Origin of the sequence: Streptomyces sp. NBC_01232, assembly GCF_035989885.1 — a bacterium.
Taxonomy (GTDB): domain Bacteria; phylum Actinomycetota; class Actinomycetes; order Streptomycetales; family Streptomycetaceae; genus Streptomyces.
The window spans coordinates 551393-571954 of the sequence record NZ_CP108518.1 but is presented as its reverse complement, the minus strand read 5'-3'; the positions used below and the strand labels follow the sequence as shown (position 1 = coordinate 571954).

General features: G+C 72.2%; 17 protein-coding genes and 1 pseudogene. 8 read left to right on the top strand and 10 right to left on the bottom strand.

Translation table 11 applies throughout. The features are described from left to right. Positions 1–45 precede the first annotated feature (45 nt). Entirely contained in the window at positions 46–246 is a 201-nt protein-coding gene (locus OG444_RS02775) for a hypothetical protein (protein ID WP_327260551.1), read from the bottom strand. A gap of 142 nt (positions 247–388) precedes the next feature. Here OG444_RS02775 and OG444_RS02770 point away from each other — a divergent pair, with 142 nt between their 5' ends. The 3 genes and pseudogenes from OG444_RS02770 (at position 389) to OG444_RS02760 (ending at position 3282) form a co-directional block, all read left to right on the top strand. Further along, a complete protein-coding gene (locus tag OG444_RS02770) occupies positions 389–1723 on the top strand; it encodes a hypothetical protein (RefSeq protein ID WP_327260550.1) in 1335 nt (444 codons plus the stop codon). An 80-nt stretch (positions 1724–1803) separates the two neighbouring features. Then, positions 1804–2922 (top strand): annotated as a pseudogene (locus OG444_RS02765) (IS630 family transposase). Between the two features lie 48 nt (positions 2923–2970). Further along, a complete protein-coding gene (locus tag OG444_RS02760) occupies positions 2971–3282 on the top strand; it encodes an immunity 53 family protein (protein WP_099888100.1) in 312 nt (103 codons plus the stop codon). Positions 3283–3378: 96 nt separating this feature from the next. Here OG444_RS02760 and OG444_RS02755 read toward each other — a convergent pair whose 3' ends face one another. The 4 genes from OG444_RS02755 to OG444_RS02740 form a co-directional block, all read right to left on the bottom strand. Continuing rightward, positions 3379–4089 carry a hypothetical protein gene (locus tag OG444_RS02755; RefSeq protein ID WP_327260549.1) on the bottom strand — a complete coding sequence of 237 codons (711 nt, stop codon included), beginning with the start codon at positions 4087–4089 and terminating at the stop codon, positions 3379–3381. An 81-nt stretch (positions 4090–4170) separates the two neighbouring features. After that, entirely contained in the window at positions 4171–4608 is a 438-nt protein-coding gene (locus tag OG444_RS02750; RefSeq protein WP_327260548.1) for a VOC family protein, read from the bottom strand. A gap of 84 nt (positions 4609–4692) precedes the next feature. Beyond that, positions 4693–5481, bottom strand: a complete 789-nt coding sequence (locus OG444_RS02745; RefSeq protein WP_327260547.1) for an SGNH/GDSL hydrolase family protein — start codon at positions 5479–5481, stop codon at positions 4693–4695. Continuing rightward, the gene (locus tag OG444_RS02740) at positions 5468–6034 is read right to left on the bottom strand and encodes a PadR family transcriptional regulator (protein WP_327260546.1); all 567 of its coding nucleotides are present in this window, start codon (positions 6032–6034) and stop codon (positions 5468–5470) included. The genes OG444_RS02745 and OG444_RS02740 overlap by 14 nt, the downstream gene beginning before the upstream one ends. A 110-nt stretch (positions 6035–6144) precedes the next feature. Between OG444_RS02740 and OG444_RS02735 the strand changes: the two genes are divergently transcribed. Then, positions 6145–6558 (top strand): nuclear transport factor 2 family protein, encoded by a 414-nt coding sequence (locus tag OG444_RS02735; protein ID WP_327260545.1) that lies wholly within the window; start codon positions 6145–6147, stop codon positions 6556–6558. 204 nt (positions 6559–6762) lie between these two features. After that, entirely contained in the window at positions 6763–7977 is a 1215-nt protein-coding gene (locus OG444_RS02730; protein WP_327260544.1) for a glycosyltransferase, read from the top strand. Positions 7978–8114: 137 nt separating this feature from the next. On the opposite strand, the gene OG444_RS02725 is transcribed toward OG444_RS02730, so the two are convergent. Continuing rightward, positions 8115–8852 carry an SAM-dependent methyltransferase gene (locus OG444_RS02725; RefSeq protein ID WP_327260543.1) on the bottom strand — a complete coding sequence of 246 codons (738 nt, stop codon included), beginning with the start codon at positions 8850–8852 and terminating at the stop codon, positions 8115–8117. 65 nt (positions 8853–8917) lie between these two features. Then, complete coding sequence (locus tag OG444_RS02720; protein WP_327260542.1) at positions 8918–13750, bottom strand: hypothetical protein; 4833 nt, start codon at positions 13748–13750, stop codon at positions 8918–8920. A 178-nt stretch (positions 13751–13928) separates the two neighbouring features. Between OG444_RS02720 and nadE the strand changes: the two genes are divergently transcribed. From nadE to OG444_RS02705, 3 genes are all read left to right on the top strand, one after another. Further along, the gene (gene nadE / locus OG444_RS02715; protein ID WP_327260541.1) at positions 13929–14759 is read left to right on the top strand and encodes an ammonia-dependent NAD(+) synthetase; all 831 of its coding nucleotides are present in this window, start codon (positions 13929–13931) and stop codon (positions 14757–14759) included. Positions 14760–14867: 108 nt separating this feature from the next. Beyond that, a complete protein-coding gene (locus tag OG444_RS02710; protein WP_405787012.1) occupies positions 14868–16112 on the top strand; it encodes a PP2C family protein-serine/threonine phosphatase in 1245 nt (414 codons plus the stop codon). Positions 16113–16169: 57 nt separating this feature from the next. Continuing rightward, positions 16170–16931: a GNAT family N-acetyltransferase gene (locus OG444_RS02705; protein ID WP_327260540.1), complete on the top strand. Its 762-nt coding sequence runs from the start codon at positions 16170–16172 to the stop codon at positions 16929–16931. Positions 16932–17004: 73 nt separating this feature from the next. On the opposite strand, the gene OG444_RS02700 is transcribed toward OG444_RS02705, so the two are convergent. The 3 genes from OG444_RS02700 to OG444_RS02690 form a co-directional block, all read right to left on the bottom strand. Continuing rightward, positions 17005–17517 (bottom strand): hypothetical protein, encoded by a 513-nt coding sequence (locus OG444_RS02700; protein ID WP_327260539.1) that lies wholly within the window; start codon positions 17515–17517, stop codon positions 17005–17007. 123 nt (positions 17518–17640) lie between these two features. Further along, positions 17641–19296, bottom strand: coding sequence for a serine/threonine protein kinase (locus OG444_RS02695; protein ID WP_327260538.1), 1656 nt, complete (start codon positions 19294–19296; stop codon positions 17641–17643). A 122-nt stretch (positions 19297–19418) separates the two neighbouring features. Continuing rightward, a complete protein-coding gene (locus OG444_RS02690; protein ID WP_327260537.1) occupies positions 19419–20363 on the bottom strand; it encodes a methionyl-tRNA formyltransferase in 945 nt (314 codons plus the stop codon). Positions 20364–20562: the final 199 nt, after the last annotated feature.

Below are 20562 nucleotides of genomic sequence, written 5' to 3'. Positions count from 1 at the left end.
CGGGCCACCACCGTCGGCCGATCAACGGCATCGTGTTCCGGCAGCTCAGCGGGTGGAGGGCGGCTGCGGTGGTTCACCGCCGGTGCCGGTGCCGGTGCCGCGCCAGGCGGCGTAGAGGCCGGAGACCGCGACGGCGATGGTCGCCAGCGACTCCGGCGCCACCCCGCGCAGAATGAGCACCGTTGCGGTACCCAGCACGGCGAGAAAGATGACGAGGTCCTGAACTCGGCTGGTGCGCTGCCTCATTGTGGTCTCCCGGTTTCCGGTCAGGGCAGTGGTGGAGAGGTTCTCAGGACACACTGGCTGTGCCCCGAGGTGCTGCGGCAGGTGCAGCACTGCTGCCGGGGAACCGGCAGCACGCACTGGACACGGAAGCGAGGCGCGGACCATGGCCGGCGAACTGCAACCGGTTCACGACGGACTGCCCCCTGAGACGGCCGCCCTCGCGCAGGCGCTGCGCGACCTCTTCGCGGGCCTGAACCTCACGACCCGCCGCTACGCGGCCCGCCGTTCGTACGACTCCTCCACCGTCTCCCGATACCTCAGCGGGCAGCGCCTTCCGCGGTGGGAGTTCGTCCTGAACCTGCTGAACGACGTCTCCGAGGCGCGCGGTGCCACACCCACCGGAGAGGCCGTCGACATGCTGCGCACGCTGCATACCGCGGCCTGGCAGACGGGCAACAGCCCGGTCCACCGGGTCCACCTGCTCGAGCGGAAGCTCGCCGACGCGGACCGGGAGGCCCAGCGTGCGGCCGCCCGGGAACGCTGGCTGCAGGACACCCTCGAAGACCGCGAACAGCGCATTCGGGACCTTGGCCTGCGCTACCGAGAGCTTCAGGCCGGGGCAGCCGCGACGGAGGCCGTCGACGCCGACGGCGAGCCGGCGAACGAGCACGTCCGGCTGCGCGCGGAGATCCGCGACCTGAAGGATGAGCTGGCCCGCGTACGAGCCCTGCACCGCGAGGCGGAGGAGCGCTGCGAACGCCTCGAGCGGGAGCTCGTCGAAACCGAGAGGACCGCCGTGCTGAACGGCGCCCCTCTGCTGCCGGCCACACGGGAACACATCGACGGCGGCCTGGACGTTCGGGACACATCCGGTCGTCGCAGCTCCCCGACGTTCCACTTCGGGCATGTCAACGGAGGCGTCAACGTGGTCAGCGACAGCTGGCAGGTGGACGAAGAGTTCGTGTCCTCGATGACCGTATGGCTGCAGATCCCCGATCGAGACGTCCGTAACGGCCTGCTCGTCGACGCGGACACGGTGGTCACCTTCGACTGGCAGCCTCCGGCCCGGGACTCACCGGTGACGGTCGGCGTCGGTGAGAAGTCGGTCCGGGGCACGCTGGTGGAAGAGCTGCCGGTGGCCGGGTCCTCCGACACCACGGTGACCCTGATGGTTCTCCGTCTGAGCGAGCCGGTTCCCGTTCCCGATCGGCCCTTGACCTGCGACGCACGCGTCATGCCAGGCACCCGGCTCGTGGTGGGCGCGCGCACGCGCGCCGGGACCGGGTACTTCTCCTGCCTTCTCGAGCTCAAGGGGCGCTCGGGGATCTGGCTGCGCGTGTCGGGAGACACGATCGACGGGCTGGCCGGAGCGCCCGTCTTCTCCAGTGCCGGCTCGCTGGTCGGCATGGTCGCATACCGATCCAGCGACACGAACGGATCACTGCTCCTGCCCGTCTCGGCGCTGCGCGAACTGACCACCCTTGACCTGGACATCTAGTGCTGTGACCGTGAACGTTCGCCGGGTTGCTCGTTGTGCTGGTTGGAAGTGATCGCTTCCAACCAGCGTGGGGAGGCGGGATGGCGCAACCGGTCCGGGTTCGCAGGCTGACCGAGCAGGAGGGGCAGAAACTGCAGCAGATCGTGCGGCGGGGCAGTACCAGCTCGGTTCGGTTCCGCCGGGCGATGATGCTGCTGGCCTCGGCCGGCGGCAGCACCGTCCCGGTCATCGCACGTCTGGTCCAGGCGGACGAGGACACCGTCCGCGACGTGATCCACAAGTTCAACGAGATCGGGCTCGCATGCCTGCACCCTCGCGGGGCGGGAGGCCGTCCCCGCCTGCTCAGTCCTGACGACGAGGACTTCGTCATCCAGACGGCCACGGCCCGCCCGACCCAGGTCGGCAAGCCCTTCACCCGCTGGTCCATCCGCAAGCTCGCCGATCACCTGCGGCGCGACATAGCCAGGCCCGTCCGGATCGGTCGGGAGGCACTGCGGTGCTTACTGGCCCGCCGAGGCATTACCTTCCAGCGCACGAAGACCTGGAAGGAGTCCCCGGACCCGGACTTCGACGCCAAGCTGGACCGAATCGAGTACGCGATCAATAAGCGACCCGACCGCACGTTCGCCTTCGACGAGTTCGGCCCGCTGGGCATCCGGCCGACAGCCGGGTCCTGCTGGGCCGAAGAAAATCGTCCCGACCGGCTGCCGGCCACCTACCGTCGCACCCACGGAATCACCTACTTCCACGGCTGCTACTCGGTCGGTGACGACCAGATGTGGGGGATCAACCGGCGCCGCAAGGGCATCGACCACACCTGGGCAGCGATGAGATCGATCCGGGCAGCCCGCCCGGACGGCGCCCCGGTCTACGTGATCCTCGACAACCTTTCCGCCCACACGAACTGGCGGAAGCGGTGAGCGGCCAAGAACAAGGTCGAGTTGTGCTTCACCCCGACTTACGCCTCTTGGGCCAACCCCATCGAAGCCCACTTCGGACCGCTGCGACAGTTCGCCCTCGCCAACTCCCACCACCCCAACCACACCGCCCAGCCCCGGGCCCTGCACGCCTACCTGCGCTGGCGCAACAAGAACGCCCGCCACCCCGAAGTTCTCGCAGCACAACGACGCGAACGCGCCCGCATCCGCAGTGAGAAAGGCATCCGCTGGGGCGGCCGACCGCTACGAACAGCAGCCTGACCACCCAGCCCAGCGCGCCAGACGGTCCCAGCACTAGCCTCTCCTGTCATGAGTGATTCGGAGCAGCATCTTCTTGCCTGGCTACAGGACTGGTACGCGAAGCAGTGCGACGGCGACTGGGAGCACGAGTGGGGCGTGAAGATCGCCACGCTCGACAACCCCGGCTGGACCGTCGAAATCGATCTAGAGGAGACGGACCTCGAGGGACGCGAGTACCCCCGCCAGGACGTCAATCGCAACGCCCAGGATTGGGTCTGGGCCTGGACCGCTGAGAAGACTTTCCACGCCGCGTGCGGCCCCGGGAACCTTAGCGAGGCTCTTGCGATCTTCCGTACATGGGCGACCACCAGCGCTCTCTGATGCTACAGAGCCAGATGCAGGGACCCGGTGAACCTTTGCGGTCAGAGCACTAGGGGGCGTCCTCGAGGAACGCCTCGCGTCCGGCCGAGCCTGGCGTCAGATCGCGATCGGTAGTTCCTCGATCCAGCAGTCGAGTGATGTCGCGGCGATCACGGCTCGAGCCTCCTCGGCGTCCGCCCTGGTGAGGAAGACGCCCGCTCCGGTGACGTCGAGTCCCTCGGGGCGGATGATCCGCGTCATGACGACGTGGACGTGGCGGTGGCGCTCTCGTCGGATCGTGGCGTTCTCTTCGGCACACAGTGCGTCGACGAGTTCCTGGGCCGAGGCGATGTCGAGGCCGGCGTCGACACCGGGGAGAGGCCGGCTGGGCCAGACGATCGGCCTGGTGGGGTGGAAGTTGTGGAAGAAGCTCTGCTGCGTGCGGCCGAGGACCCCTTCGGTCCAGCCGACGGCCATGGCGACCACGTAGTCGGACTCACCCTGGCTCTCCAGAATGAAGACGCGGTCGTCCCGGCCGAAGGGCACGCTGGCGTGGTCGGCCTCGACCTGCGCGCTCTCGGCCGCGGTCGCGCATCTGATCGCCAAGCCGCGGTAGTAGGCACGGATCTTCACCACGGCGGCGGGTTTGAACAGCAGGTCGATCGTCGTCCCGGGCTCGCCGGGTGTGTCGGGCTCGCCGACGCTCCGCATCAGGAGCTGGCCGTGGCTCGCCGTGTAGGCCAAGAGGTGGAACCTGCGCCGGCTGCGAAAGAGCTCCTTGCCGGGGATGAGCTGGCGATCGCGGTTGAGCCAGGTGCTGTCCGTCATGGGCTCACGATCTCCGTCCCGCTCACGCCGGTCAATGTGATTGTTCAGCCGAGCGAGCTCAGAGAACGGCACCGGCCGGCGTCAGTTCTTCTTGAGCTCCTCGGCGAGCATCACGAGGATGCCGCTGGGCCCGCGGAGGTACGTGAGCTTGTAGACGTCCTCATAGGTCGCCACGCCGCGAAGCGGGCGGCATCCGTGCTGTGCGGCTGCCTCGAGGGCTTTGTCGAGGTCGTCCACCGAGAAGGCCACGCGGTGCATGCCGATCTCGTTGGGGCGAGTGGGCTCCGACTCGATCGCTTCGGGGTGGATGTACTCGAAGAGCTCAAGGCGGCCCTGTCCGTCCGGCGTCTGGAGCATCGCGATCCTGGCGTGATTTCCGTCGAGGCCGACTGCGGTGTCGGTCCACTCACCGCTGACCGTGTCACGGCCGATGACCGTGAGGCCGAGGTCGGTGAAGAAGGAGATCGCTGCTTCGAGGTCGCGAACGGCGATGCCGACGTTCTCAAGTTTGATGCCCATGCGTCGCATGCTACCGAGCCGGGCCTCGCGGACCGTCTCGACCTGCAGTAACGCAACCGCTGTGCATGCTCGTTGGTCAGCGGCTCACTGGTCGACGGTGGTGCCCAGCGGCAGCAGGGCGGGCCGCTTCGCGGTGCGGCCGTCGCCGGAGGAGCGGCCGCGCAGGCGGCGGCCCAGCCAGGGGCCGAGGAACCCGGCCGCCCAGCGCAGTTCGGCCGCCACGGACGACGCGCCTTCGCCGGCCGCCCGGGGCGGCAGTGGCCGCGTCCAGGTGTCGTCGCTGCCCGGCAGGCCGACGGCGTGGGCGAGAGCGGCGGCGATCCGTTCGTGGCCGACGGAGCTCGCGTGCAGCCGGTCGTCGGTCCACATCCGCGGGTCGGTCACGGCGGCAGGGCGTGCCGTCTCGGCGACCATGACCCCGTGGCGGGCGGCCGCCGCGCGGATGCGGTCGTTGAGGTCCGCGATGCGGGGCGAGACCGGCCGGGCGAGCGGTACGAGCTGCCCGAGGTCCGGGAAGGTCACGGTCGCCACCCGGGCCCCGGCGGCCGTGAGCGCCGTGAACATCTCCTCCAGGTGCGCGGCGACCTCCGCGGCGTCGAACCGGGGCCGCAGGATGTCGTTGACCCCGGCGACGACGGTGGCCAGGTCGGGCCGCATGGCCAGGGCGGGGCCCAGCTGTTCGGCGCGGACCTGCCCGGCGAGACGTCCCCGTACGGCCAGGTTGGCGTACTGGAGACCGGGGTTGACGGCGGCGAGGTGTTCGGCGAACCGGTCGGCGAAGCCGCGCAGGCCCACGGTGTCGTCCCCGTCACCGAGACCTTCGGTCTGACTGTCGCCCAGGGCTACGTAGCGCAGGTACTCACCGTTCGGCACGGGTCAGCCTCTCCCTCAGGATCGCCGCGCTCCGGCGGCACCAGTCGCGGTGTCCCTGTTCGAAGGCGAGGCCGCGCAGGCCCGTCAGGTACCCGCCGATCCGCTCGCCGTGGAGCAGGAACTCGTTCTCGTCCATGTCGCCGCGCATCTTGCGCAGCACCTTGCCGAGGAGCTCGATCTTTGCGTCGGAGGCGACCGCCCGTGCTTCGAGCTGCTCGATCACCGGCTCGATGCCGATCCGGTCGGCGGTCTGGACCTTGACGAGGAGGTCGTCACGGATGACCGAGGACTTCAGCGGGGCGGCGGCGAACTCCTCCAGCTCGGTGCGGCCGGCCTCGGTGACACGGAAGAGGCGTTTGTTGGGCCGCGTCTCCTGGACCACCTCGCGGCCCTCGACCAGTCCCGCCTTCTCCAGCTTGGCGAGCTCCGCGTACAGCTGCTGGGGCAGGGCGTGCCAGAAGTTCGCGACGCCGATGTCGAAGGACTTCGCCAGCTCGTAGCCGCTGTACTCGCCGTCCAGCAGTGCCGCCAGTACGGCATGTCGCAAGGTCATCGCAGCCGCCCCTTCCCCTTCCTCGTCAACCCCTGCATCATACTCATGAAAGTGACTAGTCAGATTCATGAGTATCGATAGCAGTACGAGTACGAGTACGAGGAGGATTCATGGAGACTGCCGAACGCTTCCGCGCCGCCGTGGAGAAGCGGGATCTTGCCGCACTGGAGGATCTGTTCACCGAGGACGTGCGGCTCTACAGCCCGGTGAAGTTCACCCCCTTCGAGGGCCGCCCCATGGTGCTCGGGCTCTTCGGGGTCCTGCTGCGCGTCTTCGAGGACTTCCGCTACGTAGGCCGCTTCGAGGGATCCGCCGAGACCAGCGTGGACGGCACGGATGCCCCGGCGGAGGTCCTGCTCTTCCGGGCCACGGTGGACGGCCGGGAGATCCACGGCATCGACCTGCTGCATTTCGACGAGGCGGGCCGGATCAAGGAGTTCACCGTGATGGTCCGCCCGCACTCCGCCGTGCAGACCCTGGGCCAGGCGGTTCTCGCCGGCCTGGTCGCCGACGGGCTCGCGTAGACGGCCCCGCACAGACGGGTTCCTCCGCCTGCCGCCACCACCCCCGGGCGGGCCGAGGGGGTGGTGGCGGAGTCGTTCACGAGCGCTTCCGCGAACGCAGGGACCGAACCGGCCCGCCGGATGTGACAATCGGGAGTGCTCGACCCGGCGCGGACGGCGCGGACGGGGGGCGACCGGACGGCACGGGCCATGGAGAATCGCCGCATGCGGATTCTGATCGTCACTGCCGGTTCGCGAGGAGACGTGGCGCCGTTCACGGGCCTGGGGCGGCGACTCCAGGACGCCGGCCATCAAGTCGCCGTGGCCGCACACCCGTTGCTGGCGGCGCTCGTCAGCGGGTGCGGGCTCGCCCACCGGCCCTTGCCGGGCGACCCGCAGGAGCTGATCCTCGCGTGGTCCCGCGCGGCGTCGCGGGCGGAGGCCCGGGCGCTGACCAGGGCGTACGTGGACGGACTCGCCGACGGCGTGGTCACCGCCGTGGAGGCCGGATGCGACCTGGTGCTCACCGCCGCCGGCCCGGCACCCCTCAGCCGGACGGCCGGCGAGGCGTTCGGCGTACCCGTCATCGGCACCTATCTCGTACCGGCCTTCGCCACACGGCAGTTCCCGCTCCCCGGTGCGCCGGGCGTCGACGATCTGGGGCCGGAGGGCAACCTCGCCGCTGGCCACACTGTGGCGACGCGCGCGGAAGGCCTCTTCGCCGACGCCGTGACCCGGCTGCGTACCCGCCTCGGGCTGCCTTCCGGCGCGCCGTCGGCAACGGGGGACATCCGGCCGGTCCTCCACGGCTTCAGCCCGGCGGTGGTACCGCGCCCTGCGGACTGGCCCTCCCAGGTCGAGGTGGCGGGCTACTGGTGGCCCGCCCGGCCCGACGGCTGGCGCCCCGCACCCGAACTGGTCGACTTCCTCGAAGCCGGCCCGGCCCCGGTCTACATCGGCTTCGGCAGCATGGCACCGGGCCAGGGGGAACGGCTCAGCGAACTGGTGGCCGCAGCAGTGGGGCGGGCGCGAGTGCGCGCGGTGGTGCAGGCGGGGTGGGCCGGACTGAGCGGCGGTGGCGACGACGTCCTGTCCGTCGGCGACGTCCCGCACGACTGGCTGTTCCCCCGCACGGCCGCCGTCGTCCACCACGCGGGGGCCGGTACCACCGCGGCCGGACTGCGCGCCGGAGTACCCGCCCTGCCGATACCCGTCATGTACGACCAGCCGTTCTGGGCATCCCGGCTGCACCGGCTGGGAGTTGCCCCCTCGGCGCTGCCGTTCGAGGACCTCACCGCCGAAGTCCTGGGGGATGCGATCACGGCCTGCGTGACCGAGCCCGCCCACCGCCGCCGAGCGGCGGAACTCGCCCGGACCATCGCCGCCGAGGACGGCGCCGCCGCGGTTCTCGCCCAGATCGGCGCGAGGCCCGTGAGATGAACCCGAGAACCGGGCCGAGGCGGCTGGTCAGCAGACCACGCACGGTCCGGTTGCGGGCGGAGACCCGGCCGCCGCAAGCGCTGCAAGAGCCGCGAGCGCCGCAAGTGCGGCGGCCAGAGCGTGCCGGGCAGCTGTCCCTAGCCGGAGGTCGGGCGCAGGACGAGGGAGACGAATCCGAAGCTGTCCCGGTAGGTGTGCAGCCATTCCTTGCGCCGGGCGGTGGCCGTCTCGAGTGCCTCGGCGCTGTCCGGATCGGCAGGGTGGTCGAGAGCCCATGAGGCCAGCGAACCCCAGAGGGTCCACTCGTAGTCGTCCAGCTCATGGCGCGTGCTCACATGTGCGTGCACCGGAGCCCAGCCGTCGGCGACGATCCGGTCCACGGCCGTCGCGAGGTCGTCCATCTCGCCGAAGATCTCGACGGCCTCCGGGGACGGCGTGCGGTCCCAGAACCCGTCACCGATCAGCACGCGGCCACCTGGAGCCAGGTGCTCCCGGGCCGCCGCGAGGGTCGGGAGCAGACCGCCGAAGGCGTGGGTCGCCCCGACACTGACCACCAGGTCGAACGGCCGGTCGGAGACGAAGTCCTCCGCCTTCCCGTGGTGGAGCACGAGCCGCTCCCGGAGGCCGAGCAGGCCCGCCGACCGGCCGGCCTGCTCGATGGCCTCGTCCGAAGTGTCGACACCCTCGGCGTGCAGCCCCGGATGCGCGGCCAGGGCGCGCAGCAGCCATTCCGCGGTGCCGCACCCCAGGTCGAGCACCCGCTCATCGCCGCGCGGAACGCCATGGGCGAGCAGCCGGCGTACCGATTCGTCGTCGAGCGGGGCCTTTATCGGGTGGTCCGTGTGAGCGATGCCGGATATCTTTTCGCGGTTCATCCGGGCAGCCTTTCAACAGCCGAGGCCGCCCGCACCCCATTTTGGATCATCTGCCCGGCACGCTTTCAGCGACCGTCAGGCCTCCGCTCCCACGCCTGCGCGAACATCTCGTGCAGGGGAGCCGTCGGCAGCACCCGGCCGAAGGGGGAGCGGACCGAGTTGCTCCACAGCGGGCGCACCAGGTGACTCGCCAGCTTGGCCGTCTCCAGCGGCAGGTTCGGGGCCTTCAGTTCGGTCCATTCCCCGGGCAGGAACACGGTCCGGCCCGCCCTTGCCCGTTTGGCCTCCACGACCGCGCCGGTGGCGAGGAGTTCCGCGCGGACCTCCTTGTGCCACTTGGCCGACCAGCCGTTCCACCGCCGTACGTTCCGGTCGGTGGGGGAGGCCAGGGCCGCCACCTGGAGGTACAGCGCCGCCGCGTCCGCGCCGACGCCGAGTTCTGCCGCCGCCCGCGCGACCAGCTCCGGGCAGGACTGCCGCGGATCCGCCTCGTACGCACCGGCCGGCACCGCTCCGGACCGGGTCCGGAGCATCATCCGTTCCAGCCCGCCACCGGCCAGCAGTGGTTCCACCCGGTCCAACTCCTCGGCGAGGTCCGTGACCTCGCGGACCCGCTGCCAGACGTCGGGATCCGCGACCGCCGAGGGCCGCACGAACGAGGCGCCGCCGGGCGCGCACACCACCAGCGGCCCACAGTCGTACGCGGTCACCGGGACCGGACCGTCCTCCTTGCGGCTGTCCATCGCCACCGGCAGCAGCCCGGGCCCGAACCGTTCGGCGATCCGCGCCGAGGTGTCCTGCACCCGCCCGCCGGGCAGCGCCAGCAGCAGCTCCGGACGCGTCAGCTCGGCCCGCAGCCGCTCGTACACGTCCGGCGCGCCCGCCACCGCGGGATCCCCGACGGGCCGGTCCGTCCAGGCCCACACCAGCGCGCTCGCGATCCCCTGGAGATCGAGGCCCACCGGTGTGCGGTAAGGCAGTTCGGGCCCGGCCGGGGGCACGGGCCGGACCTCCACCCCGATGCCGTACGGGGTCGCCGCCAGCTCCCAGCCGGCCGCCTCCACGGTCGGATCGGCGGCCGCCCCGTAGCCGGCCGCCAGCCGCCGGGCCCAGACCTCCCCGAGCCCCAGATCGGCCTCCAGGGCGTCCGCCGCCTCGTCGTGCACCGCGGGCAGCGCACCGAGCAGCTCCCGCCACACCCCGGCCATCCGCTCCACGGCCGCCTCGACCCCGCCGGGCCGCCACAGTTCGGCCGGGTCCTCGGGGAGGGCTGCGGCCAGTACGGCCCGCTGCCCGGCGCCTCCGAGCCGCGCGCGCAGTTCCCCGTACGCCTCCGCGGTCATCGCCGTCGCGCCGTACGGGGCCTTGCGCGCCAGGTCGAGGTCCTCGTCGTGCCGGGGCCGTCCGACCAGGCCGGCCACCACGAGCCGGGCAACGGCCCGCCGGACACCGGTCAGTTCCGCGAAGCGCGCGGCCGCCGACTCCGGCACCGGGACCGGCCCGTGCGTCTCGACCGCCGTCACCAGGGCCCGGAGCCGGGCGGCGTCGTCCCGTTCCACCCGGACCGGACGCGCCTGGCCGAGGGCCGCCGGTACGGGGTCACCGTCCGGGTCCCCGGCGGCCGGCACCACGAACCAGCACTCCGAACTCCCGGCCCGCACCGCTGCGGACGCCACGGCGGTCCCGCCCGCCCGCAGCCCGTCCAGGGCCGCGGAGTCGGACGTCCGGCCCACCCACCACCGGCTGCCCGTGCGGGCGAACGGCTGGTCCGCCCACGCGTCGAGGAGCGCGAGCAGAGCCGCCCGGTCCGCGTCCGGGGTCGGTGCCACCGCCGCCCGCCACGCCACGGCGTCGACCGAGCCCAGCAGCTGCGACCAGTCCCGCGGCGGCGCAGGCGGCGAAAACCGCCGCACCTCCTCCACGATCGTCCCGGCCAGGCAGGCGCCGTCCGCGGCCAGCGCGCCGAGCGTCGCCGGCAGGGCCACGTCCTTGGTCCGCCGACGCGTGTCGCCCCCGTCGTCCGCGACCAGCCCGAACAGCGCGGGCAGCAGCTCGGTGTCCCGCGCGGACCGGCGCAGCAGGACCGACGGGGCCGCGGCGATCAGCGACACGCGCCGGTGCAGGGTCCGCCGCCGCTCCTCCACCCGGGCCGCCCGTCCGGCGACCGCCACGACGGCCTCGACCAGTACCGGGTCGGTGACCTCCGGCAACTCCCGGGCCACGGCGGCGCGCAGCGCCTCCTCACCGTCGAGGGCGGCCGAGAGCAGCGCGTCCGCCGACTGCCGTCCCACGCCCCGCAGTGCCCGGGACCCGGCCGCGTCACGCGTGCGCAGCAGGTACCAGAAGGCGGGCGGCAGAGCCACGCCCCCCGAAACGGTCGCCTTCCGGGCCGGCCGCACCCGCGGGTGCTTGGGGGAGTGGTGCCCTTCCAGCTCCCACAGCAGGACACCGTCGGCGGCGTACGCGCGCACGCCCGTCGGGGTCTGCGCCTCGGCCAGGATCACGTCCTCCACGGCGCCCTCCGGCGCGGCCATGAGCCCCCACGGCTCCTGGCCCTGCCGGTCGATGTCGAAGCGGGCCGTTCGCCCGTCCACGCTCTCCACCAGGTAGTGGTCGGGCGCGTGGTCGCGGTGCCGGGTGCGGAACAGCACCCGGGTCCCGACCAGCCCGTCCCGGCAGCCCAGCGGGGAGTCGGACAGCCCGGCGGGCAGCGGCGCCAGCTGCAGTGCCTCCGAGGCCAGGCTCATCCCCGCCTCGGACGGATCCGCGCCCGCACCGGCGCCCGAATCCGCGCCCGCATCGGCGCCCGGGGCGCGGCCGGGGAAGTCCGGCAGCGCCATGGCTCCCTGCGGCTCCCCGGTGACCGGGTCGACCACCTCCCACGGCTTCCGCCCGTAGATCTGGTTGATCCAGATCCGCGAGCCGTCGCCGAGCAGCAGTTCCTTGCTGTCGATGCCCTCGGTGTCGCCCGGGCGCAGCACGCGCAGGCCGCTGTGGCGCCCGCTTCCGTCGGCCGTCTCGAACTGGAAGCCGTACGCCCCGTCCAGGCTGCCGCCGAACGGCACCAGACCACCCACCTCCGGCGGCGCGAACGGCTCCTCGGGACGGTCGGCCCAGACGGCGGTGTCGCAGTAGTACGGGTTCGGCTTGAGGGTCCAGCTCACCAGGAAGGAGCCGCCCACGTAGTGCACGGCGAACAGGGTCGCGTCCTCGGGCACGGTGAACCGGCAGGAGCCCCGTTCCCCGTCGGGGGCGACGGCGACGGCCCGGTCGCGCCCGAACACCGTCAGCACCGGCCAGGTGCAGGTCACTCCGGCCACGCCCGGCAGCGGAGGGCGCACCGCGACCGGCGCCGCATCCGCCCCGTCGGCACCGTCGGCCGCGGACCCGGCGGGCCCTGTGGGCTCGGCGCTCTCGGCGCTCTCCGCGAACCCCGCGTACACCGACTCCAGGGCCGGCCAGGCCAGTTCCTCCGGCAGACCGGCCGCCAGCGAACGCCGCAGCGCGCCCGCCGCGCCCGCACCGGCGAGGGCGTCGACGATCCCGCCGAGGGCCTTCACCGTCGGCCTGTCCAGCAGCGTCTCCAGCTCGGCCAGGGCCTCCTCGGCCCCCGCCATGCCGCCGCCCCCCACCGCGCCGACCAGCTTGCCGACCCGCCCGGCCACCTCCTGGGCGATGCCCTCGTTGCCCGGCAGCAGCGTCACCGCGGACCCGGCGCGACGCCCGCGCGCGTTCCAGTGGTCGGGGAGCAGACCGGCATGGACCGTCCCCTCCAGCCGGGGGCCGAACACCGGGTCCGCGGCCAGCGCGACAAGGTCCCGCCGGGACCGCTCGCCCCAGAAGCGCATCCGGACCTCCGCGCCCGGATCGACCACCGCGGCCCCGGACGCCAGGCAGGCGTCGAGCACGTCCGCGTCGAAGCCCTGGTAGTGGTACCGGGTGGTGTGCACCGCCACCGGCGTGCCCGCCGTCCGCAGCCGCGGCCCCAGCCGGCCGATCAGGTCGAGGAATTCCCCCGGCAACGGCTGCCGGGAAACCCCGCCGCCGGACTGCAGGGCGTACTGGTACATGCGGACGAAGTGCCCGACCCAGTGCGGCAGCCCGCCCTCCGGCACCAGCCGCCCGGCCTCCATCGCCTCCGTGGCGCCGCAGCCGATCAGCAGCCGCAGCCAGGCCCCGCCGTCGGTGACCCCGGCCGGAAAGACCTCCACCAGCCCGGCCAGGACGGCATCCGCCGGCGGATGGGCCGTCAGGACGGGCTCCGCGGCGGTCAGCAGCGCCTCCGGCACCGACTTGCCGCGGGTGACCGACAGGAGTGCGCCCACCATCCGCGCGGCCTCGGCGTCCCCGTGCCCGGCCGCCTTGGCGGAAGCCCGTACCCGGCGCACCAGGTCCGCCGGCAGATCCGCCTTCGAGCCCGCCCACGCGGTCAGGAACGCCTCCAGGGCGGTGTGCGCCGCCGCCGGATCCAGTGTGCCGGCGAGGAAACGCTGATGCGCCCCGAGCTCCTTGGCCGGCATGGCCCCGCCCGCGGCGAACAGCAGCGCGTTGGCCCGGCGGTAGGCGGGATCCACCGGCAGCCCGTGCTCGGCCTCGGCCGCGCGTGCCGCTGCGTAGGCCCGCCCGCCCGGCCGGCTCCCGTAACCGATCAGCCGATGGCCCACCGTGTCCCAGAACCACGGCAGGTGCGCGGGCGGCAGCCGTCGCGCCCGCGCCGTCATCGTGTCGACGAACCTGCCGGGCTTGCCCTGGGACCGGCCGAGCTCCGTGCGCATCTCGTCGTTCAGGCCGCGCGCGGCCTGGGCCGCGCCCGGGTCGTGGGCGGCGACCCAGTCGGCGTACGTCGTCGATGCGTGCGGACGGGATGCGGGCAACAGGGCAGCGAGCGAGACGATCATGCTTCGCATCGTCGCACGGCCCACGGACACCTCCCGGCCCGGCCGGCGACCCCGGGCCCAGGGTGCCGGGTCACGGCCTCCCGCCCTTCCTCTAGAGTGCTTCCGTCCCGTACACGTGACTGTGACCCGGCCGGGCGGCGCGTGCCGACCCGCGCACGGGCCCGACCGAGGAGCAACCGTGACCGACCTGGCGTCCATATCCCTGCAGCAGGAGATCGCCCGCGATCTCCAGGTGAGCGCGTCCTTCGACGTACGGCAGGAGATCGAGCGCCGAGTGGCCTTCCTCGCCGAGCGGCTGACCTCCACGGGCCTGCGTGCCCTGGTCCTCGGCATCAGCGGCGGTGTGGACTCCACGACCGCGGGCCGGCTGTGCCAGCTCGCCGTCGAGCGCGTACGCGCCGCCGGGCACGACGCGACGTTCTTCGCGATGCGCCTGCCGTACGGGACCCAGGCAGACGAGAAGGACGCACAGCTGGCGCTGGAGTTCATCCGGGCCGACCGGGTCCTGACCGTGGACGTGAAGGCCGCGAGCGACGCCGCCCTGGACGCGGCGCTGGCCGGCGGCACGGCCTTCCGCGACGCGCACCACCAGGACTTCGTGCACGGCAACATCAAGGCCCGGCAGCGCATGATCGCCCAGTACACGGTGGCGGGCGCGCACGACGGCCTGGTCGTCGGCACCGACCACGCCGCCGAGGCCGTCTCCGGCTTCTTCACCAAGTTCGGCGACGGCGCCGCCGACGTCGTCCCGCTCACCGGCCTCACCAAGCGCCGGGTGCGCGCCCTCGCGCAGGAGCTGGGCGCGCCCGCCGGGCTGGTGCACAAGACCCCGACCGCGGACCTGGAGACGCTCGACCCGGGCAAGCCCGACGAGGACGCGCTCGGCGTCACGTACGACGACATCGACGACCTGCTGGAGGGCAAGCCCGTCGAGGGGGCCGCCTTCGCGGCGATCGTCGGCCGCTACCGCCTCACCGAGCACAAGCGAAAGCTGCCGATCGCCCCCTGAGCCCTCGCGCACGGCTCCCGCATTGAGCCGAACGGCTCAATGCGGGAGCCGGTGACGAGCCCGCACCGGGGCTCGTGCCTATCGTGGGAGTGAGCCCATGACCGGGCGGTGGCGCGCGAACAGGTGGACGTGGACGGATCCGGGATCGACTATCAAGCGGTCTTCCGAGCCCTGCCGGGCGCGGTCGCGCTGCTCACCCCTGATCTGGTGTACATGGACGTCAACGAGTCGTTCCTCTCGACCTCCGGCCGCACCCGTGAGCAGCTCATCGGCCGGTACCTGTTCGACGTCTTCCCCGACAACCCCACCGACGACGGGGCCAGCGGGATGCGCAATCTGCGCGCCTCCCTGGAACGGGTCGCGGCCACCGGGGAGCGCGACAGCATGGCCGTCCAGCGCTACGACGTGGAATACCCGCACGGGTCCGGGGTGTGGCACGAGCGCTACTGGAGCCCCGTCAACGTCCCCGTCCTCGCCCCCGACGGCACCGTGGCGCTGCTGCTGCACCGCGTGGAGGAGGTCACCGAACTCATCCGGGCCCGTTCCTCCCGCGGCAAGGACCACGCCCAGGTGCTGGAAGCCGAGATCTACACCCGCGCCCGGGAGCTCCAGGAGGTCAACGAGCGCCTGCGCCGTTCCCACGCCCACGAGCGCGACGTGGCCGTCCACCTCCAGGAGTCCCTGCTGCCCGCGCCGACCCCCCTCGGCCACCACCAGGCCGCCGTGCGCTACCGGCCCGCCACAGCGGCCCTGAACGTGTGCGGCGACTGGTACGACCTCGTCGACCAGCCCGGCCGCACCGCGGTCGCCGTCGGCGACGTGGTCGGCCACGGTCTGCACGCGGCCGGCGTCATGGGCCAGCTCCGCAGCGCCCTGTCGGCGGCCTCCCGGGTCGCCGAGGGCCCGGGCCAGGCCCTGGAGGTCCTCGGCCTGTACGCCCGCTCCGTCGACGGCGCGGAGTCCACCACCGCCGTGTCCGTCTTCATCGACTGGCACAGCAGCACCCTCACCTACAGCAGCGCCGGCCACCCGCCGCCCCTGCTCTGCCACCCCGACGGCACCGTCGTCCTCCTCGACCGGGCCACCGACCCCCCGCTCGGCGCCCGGCCCGAGCACACCCGCCGTCCCGAGGACCGGCTGGTCTTCACCGAGGGCTCCACCCTCGTCCTCTACACCGACGGGCTCATCGAACGCCGCCGCGAGGACATCGACGTCGGCCTGGGCCGGCTCGCCGACGCCCTCGTACGACACCGCACCGCCACCCCCGACGACCTGGCCGACGCCCTGCTGGCCGAGCTCATCCCCGCGGTGGGCATGACCGACGACACGGCGCTGGTCATCCTCCGCCTGTGACGGATCCCGCCGGGTATTCGAAGGCGTCCCAGGCCCCCGGCTGCGTAGGCTCACCCCATGCCGAGACCAGAACTCCAGCGCGTCCGTGCCTTCCTTTCGGACTTCGCCCGCCGCCAGGCCGAGCGCACCACGGCCCTTCCCGGAGGGTTCGCCGTCTACGACGACACGTTCGCGCAGTCCCATTCGAACAACCAGGTCGTCATCGATGCGGCCGTCGATCCCGAGGCGCTGCCGGGCATCGCGGAGGAGGCCCTCGGGCACCTGCAGCACCGGCTGGTCTCCGTACTCGACGACGAGGCCGGCACGGCGTGCGCGGAGCCGATGGTCCGGGCCGGATACACCCACTCCGCCTATCTGGTCATGCTGCACACGGGCCCGGTGCCGGACGGCGGACCGGCGCAGGAGGTGGACCTCGACGCGCTGCGCGCTCCGCTGACCCGGCGCTGGCGGGGCTTCCTCCCGGACGCCGACGACGAGGTCCTGCGCCAGCTCGTCGACCGCCGCGAGGCCCGCCGGCGCGGCGCGGACGTCGTTCGGTTCATCGGTGCCCGTACGGAGGCGGGGGAGGTCGCCTCCTGGGCCGATCTCTACGTGGACCGGGCCACGCGCACGGCCCAGATCGAGGACCTGATCACCTCGGAGGCCCACCTCGGCCGCGGCCACGCCGACGCCGTCCTGGCCCGCGCCCTGAGCCTGGCCGCCGCCCACGACTGCGACTTCCGATTCCTGACCGCCGATGCCCTGGACTGGCCGCGCCACTGGTACGAGCGCCGCGGCTTCGCCGTCATCGGCCACACGCACTGCTTCGAACGCGGGTGACCCTCCCGGAGGTGGTGGCGGGACTCCGACGAAGGGGTCCGGAAGAGCCGGAGGAATGGGCGAAGGAGACGGCCTAGGGGATCGCGTTGCTCACGCCGTCGACGATCATCATCCACATCGGCTGGGCGCCCGTGCCGAAGGCCGAGGCCAGGGCGTATCCGATCGCGGCGTCGGCCGGCCGGATCTCGCCGTCCTCCCGCCACTCCGCCAGGACCGTCTCGTCACCGTCTGATGAGAAGTCGCCCAGGTGCCGGCCGTCGCGGGTCAGCCGGCTGCCGGGGATGGAGTCCGGGACGAAGCGGTAGGCCGCCCCGTCGTACTCCACGTCCACGCGGTACGAGTGCCTGCTGAACCGGCCCTTCGCGGGGAGCAGCCCGACTTCCACGCCGTCGACCCGCATCGTGAGGTGCGCCGGGTCGCGGGTGCCGATGGCGATGTGCGGATCGGTCTCCGCCGCCGGATCCCGCTCCAGGGTCACGCGGGGGATCGCCTCGCCGTCGACCTCGATGCGGTCCTGGCCGTCCTGGCGGACGGTGACCGCGCCGAAGTGCGTGTCCTCGATGGGGGCTCGCTCTTTCTCGTTCACAGGTATGAGTCGCTTCGCTGTTGTATGGGGTGTGCGGTGAACTGTCCCTAGCCACAAGGGACTTTCCGCAAGGAATTACCGCACCACCCTACCGGCGACGATCATGCTGTCGGGCGTGCGGACTCACTCGCGCTTCCACACCTTGGCGACGGCCTCCAGGTAGTCGTCCTGGCCGTCCTCGATGTTGGTGACCTCCAGGACGAGCAGCAGATCGGAGGAGACACGGGCACAGATGACGTCGGCGATGCCCCATGCGGTGTGCTCGGCCAGGGTTCCGTAGCCGGAGGTGCGCTCGTCCGCGAGGCAGTCGCTGTTCCCTTCGAAATCCCCGGACTTGAGCAGCAGGATGTCCTTCCCGCCGAGGTCCCAGTTCGTGTGCAGGTCGACGTCGAAACCGTCGCCCGCCTTGCCCTCCCTGAAGTCGGTGGCGTCGATGCCGTACCCGGTGGGCAGCTGGATCTCCGCCTCGTCCGACAGGGACCAGCCGTCGAAGGGATCGGTGCTCTCCGGCGCCGGATCCGTCGGGGTGCCGCCGTTGTCGTCCTGGGAGACGGAGGTCCGGTCCGGGTCCTTCCCGTTCTGCCCGGCCGTGTACGCCAGGGCGCCGATCGCCGCGGCCACCACCACGGCCGCGGCGGCGATGAAGGGTGCTGTACGGATCCGGGCGCGGGCTCCCCGCCGGCGCGTTCCGTACACGGGCAGGGCAGCCGACGGCACCGCCACGGCGGCCGGATCCACCCGCGTCGGCGCGTATCGCGGAGGCGCGGTGGCCGTCATCGAGGGGTCGGAGTCCGCCTCCAGCGCCGACGAGGCGCGCGCGAGGAGGCTGTGCGCGACGGGGGCCGGCAGCCAGCCGGAACCGACGGGGCGGCCGTCACCCGCCTCGTTCCCCTGGCCCGCCCGGTGCGTCCCGACCGCCCGGTCCGTCCCGACCGCGCCGTCCGTCCCGCCTGCCCGGTGCTCCGAGTCCGGGTCGTCCGCGTCGACCGAGAGCACCGCGCACAGGGTCTCCAGGGACGGCCGTGCGGCCGGATCCTTGGCGAGGCAGCGCGTGACGAGGTCCAGCGCGACCCCGGAGAGTGCCTCCAGGCGTGGCTCGGAGTGAACGACCCGGTAGAGCAGTGCCGGGGTGGCACCGGTCCCGAAGGGGCTCTCGCCGCTGAGGGTGAAGGCCAGCACCGCCCCGAAGGAGAACACGTCGGAGGCGGGGCCGACCACGCCGCCGGAGGCCTGCTCCGGTGACATGAAGCCGGGGGAACCGACGGTCATTCCGGTCCGGGTCAGGGCGCTGGCCTCGGTGGCCCGCGAGATGCCGAAGTCGATCACCCGGGGCCCGTCGGGGCCCAGGAGGACGTTGGACGGTTTCAGGTCACGGTGCACCAGCCCGGCCGCGTGCACGGCCGCGAGCGCCGCCGCCAGCCCGCGGGCCAGGGCGAGCGCCGATGCCTCGGGGAATGGGCCGTGTTCGGCCACCGCCTCGGCGAGCGACATCCCGGGTACGAACACCGTGCTCAGCCACGGAGTCGGGTCGTCCACGCCCGCGGCGAGCACCTGGGCCGTGAACCTCCCGTCCACGGCCCGCGCGGCGGCGACCTCACGGGCGAACCGGCGCCTGAACTCCGGATCCCGCGCCAGCTCCGGGTGCACCACCTTGACGGCCACGCTGCGGCCGCCGGGCGTCCGGGCCAGATAGACCCGGCCCATGCCTCCGCTGCCGAGCCGTGCGACGAGGTGGTAGGGCCCGACCCGTACGGGGTCACCCGGTATCAATGCGTCCACTTGACCCCCCGCATCGCGCCTGGTCCGGCCGAATTCTAGTAGCTGGAACCATGGTCATGCAGGCGTTTGCGGGTCGCCGCCCGGGCGCGGGTCCTCCCCGCCGCCCGGGTCGACGCAGCGGCTCAGCGGCTGGTCAGGTACCCGCCCATGGTGGTGAAGTAGTCGGTGGCGGGCATTTCTTCGCCGTCCTCGGTGCGCACCCGGGTGATGGCGAGGCCGTGGTTGCGTCCGGTACGGGCATCGGATCCGGCCACGATGACGACGCCTTCGCCCTCGCGGTAGAAGATGCGGCCGGGGGTGCCGCCGTAGCGGCCCTCGGAGACGACCGCGGCCAGAACCTCCAGCCGCTTGCCGCGGTGGAACGTGAACGCGGCCGGGTAGGGGGCGGACTGGGCGCGTACGAGGCGCGAGAGGTCCTCCGCCGGCCAGTTCCAGTCGATGCGGATGTCCTCGGCGGACCGCTTGTGGAAGAAGCTCGCCTGCGACCGGTCCTGGCGGGTGAACTCGGTCTCGCCCGCGGCGATCCGGCCCAGCGCGCCGACCGTGACCGGTGCGATCAGGTCGACGGTCTTGTGGAACAGGTCGGTGGCGGTGTCGGCCGGGCCGACCGGTACGGCGCGCTGGACGACGATGTCGCCCGCGTCGAGCTCGTCGTTCATCAGATGCGCGGTGACGCCGACTTCGGGCTCGTTGTTGATCAGCGCCCAGATCAGCGGCGAGAAGCCGGCGTACTTCGGCAGGAGCGAGTCGTGCACGTTGAGGGTGCCGTGGCGGGGCAGGTCGAAGATGCGCGGGGGAATCCAGGTGCGCCAGTTGTTCGCCACGATGATGTCCGGTTCCGCCTCCTTGAGGCGGGTGAACAGCTCTTCGTCGTCGGGCCGATTGCGGATGAGCACGGGAACACCGTGTTCGTCGGCGAGATCGGCGACCGAGTCGCTCCAGATCTTCTCGTAGGCATGCTCGCTCTTGGGGTGCGTCACGACCAGAACGACATCGTGTTCGGACTCCAGCAGAGCCTGCAGGGTGCGGTGTCCCCACGTCTGATAGCCGAACATGACGACCCGCATGGGGTTCCTCCTTGGAGCGGCGACAGATTTCAGAATGAGTAAAGCAAGCCTTACCTAAGTCCGCAACATCGCCTTTTTTGAAGGCAGTTCAGCTCGAAATCGACGATGACTCGATCTGATTTGCCCATCGACAGCTCCATGGCATCAGGTTAGCCTTCCCTAAGTTCCCCTCGGGCGCCGCTCCTTCGGCGTGCCCCGC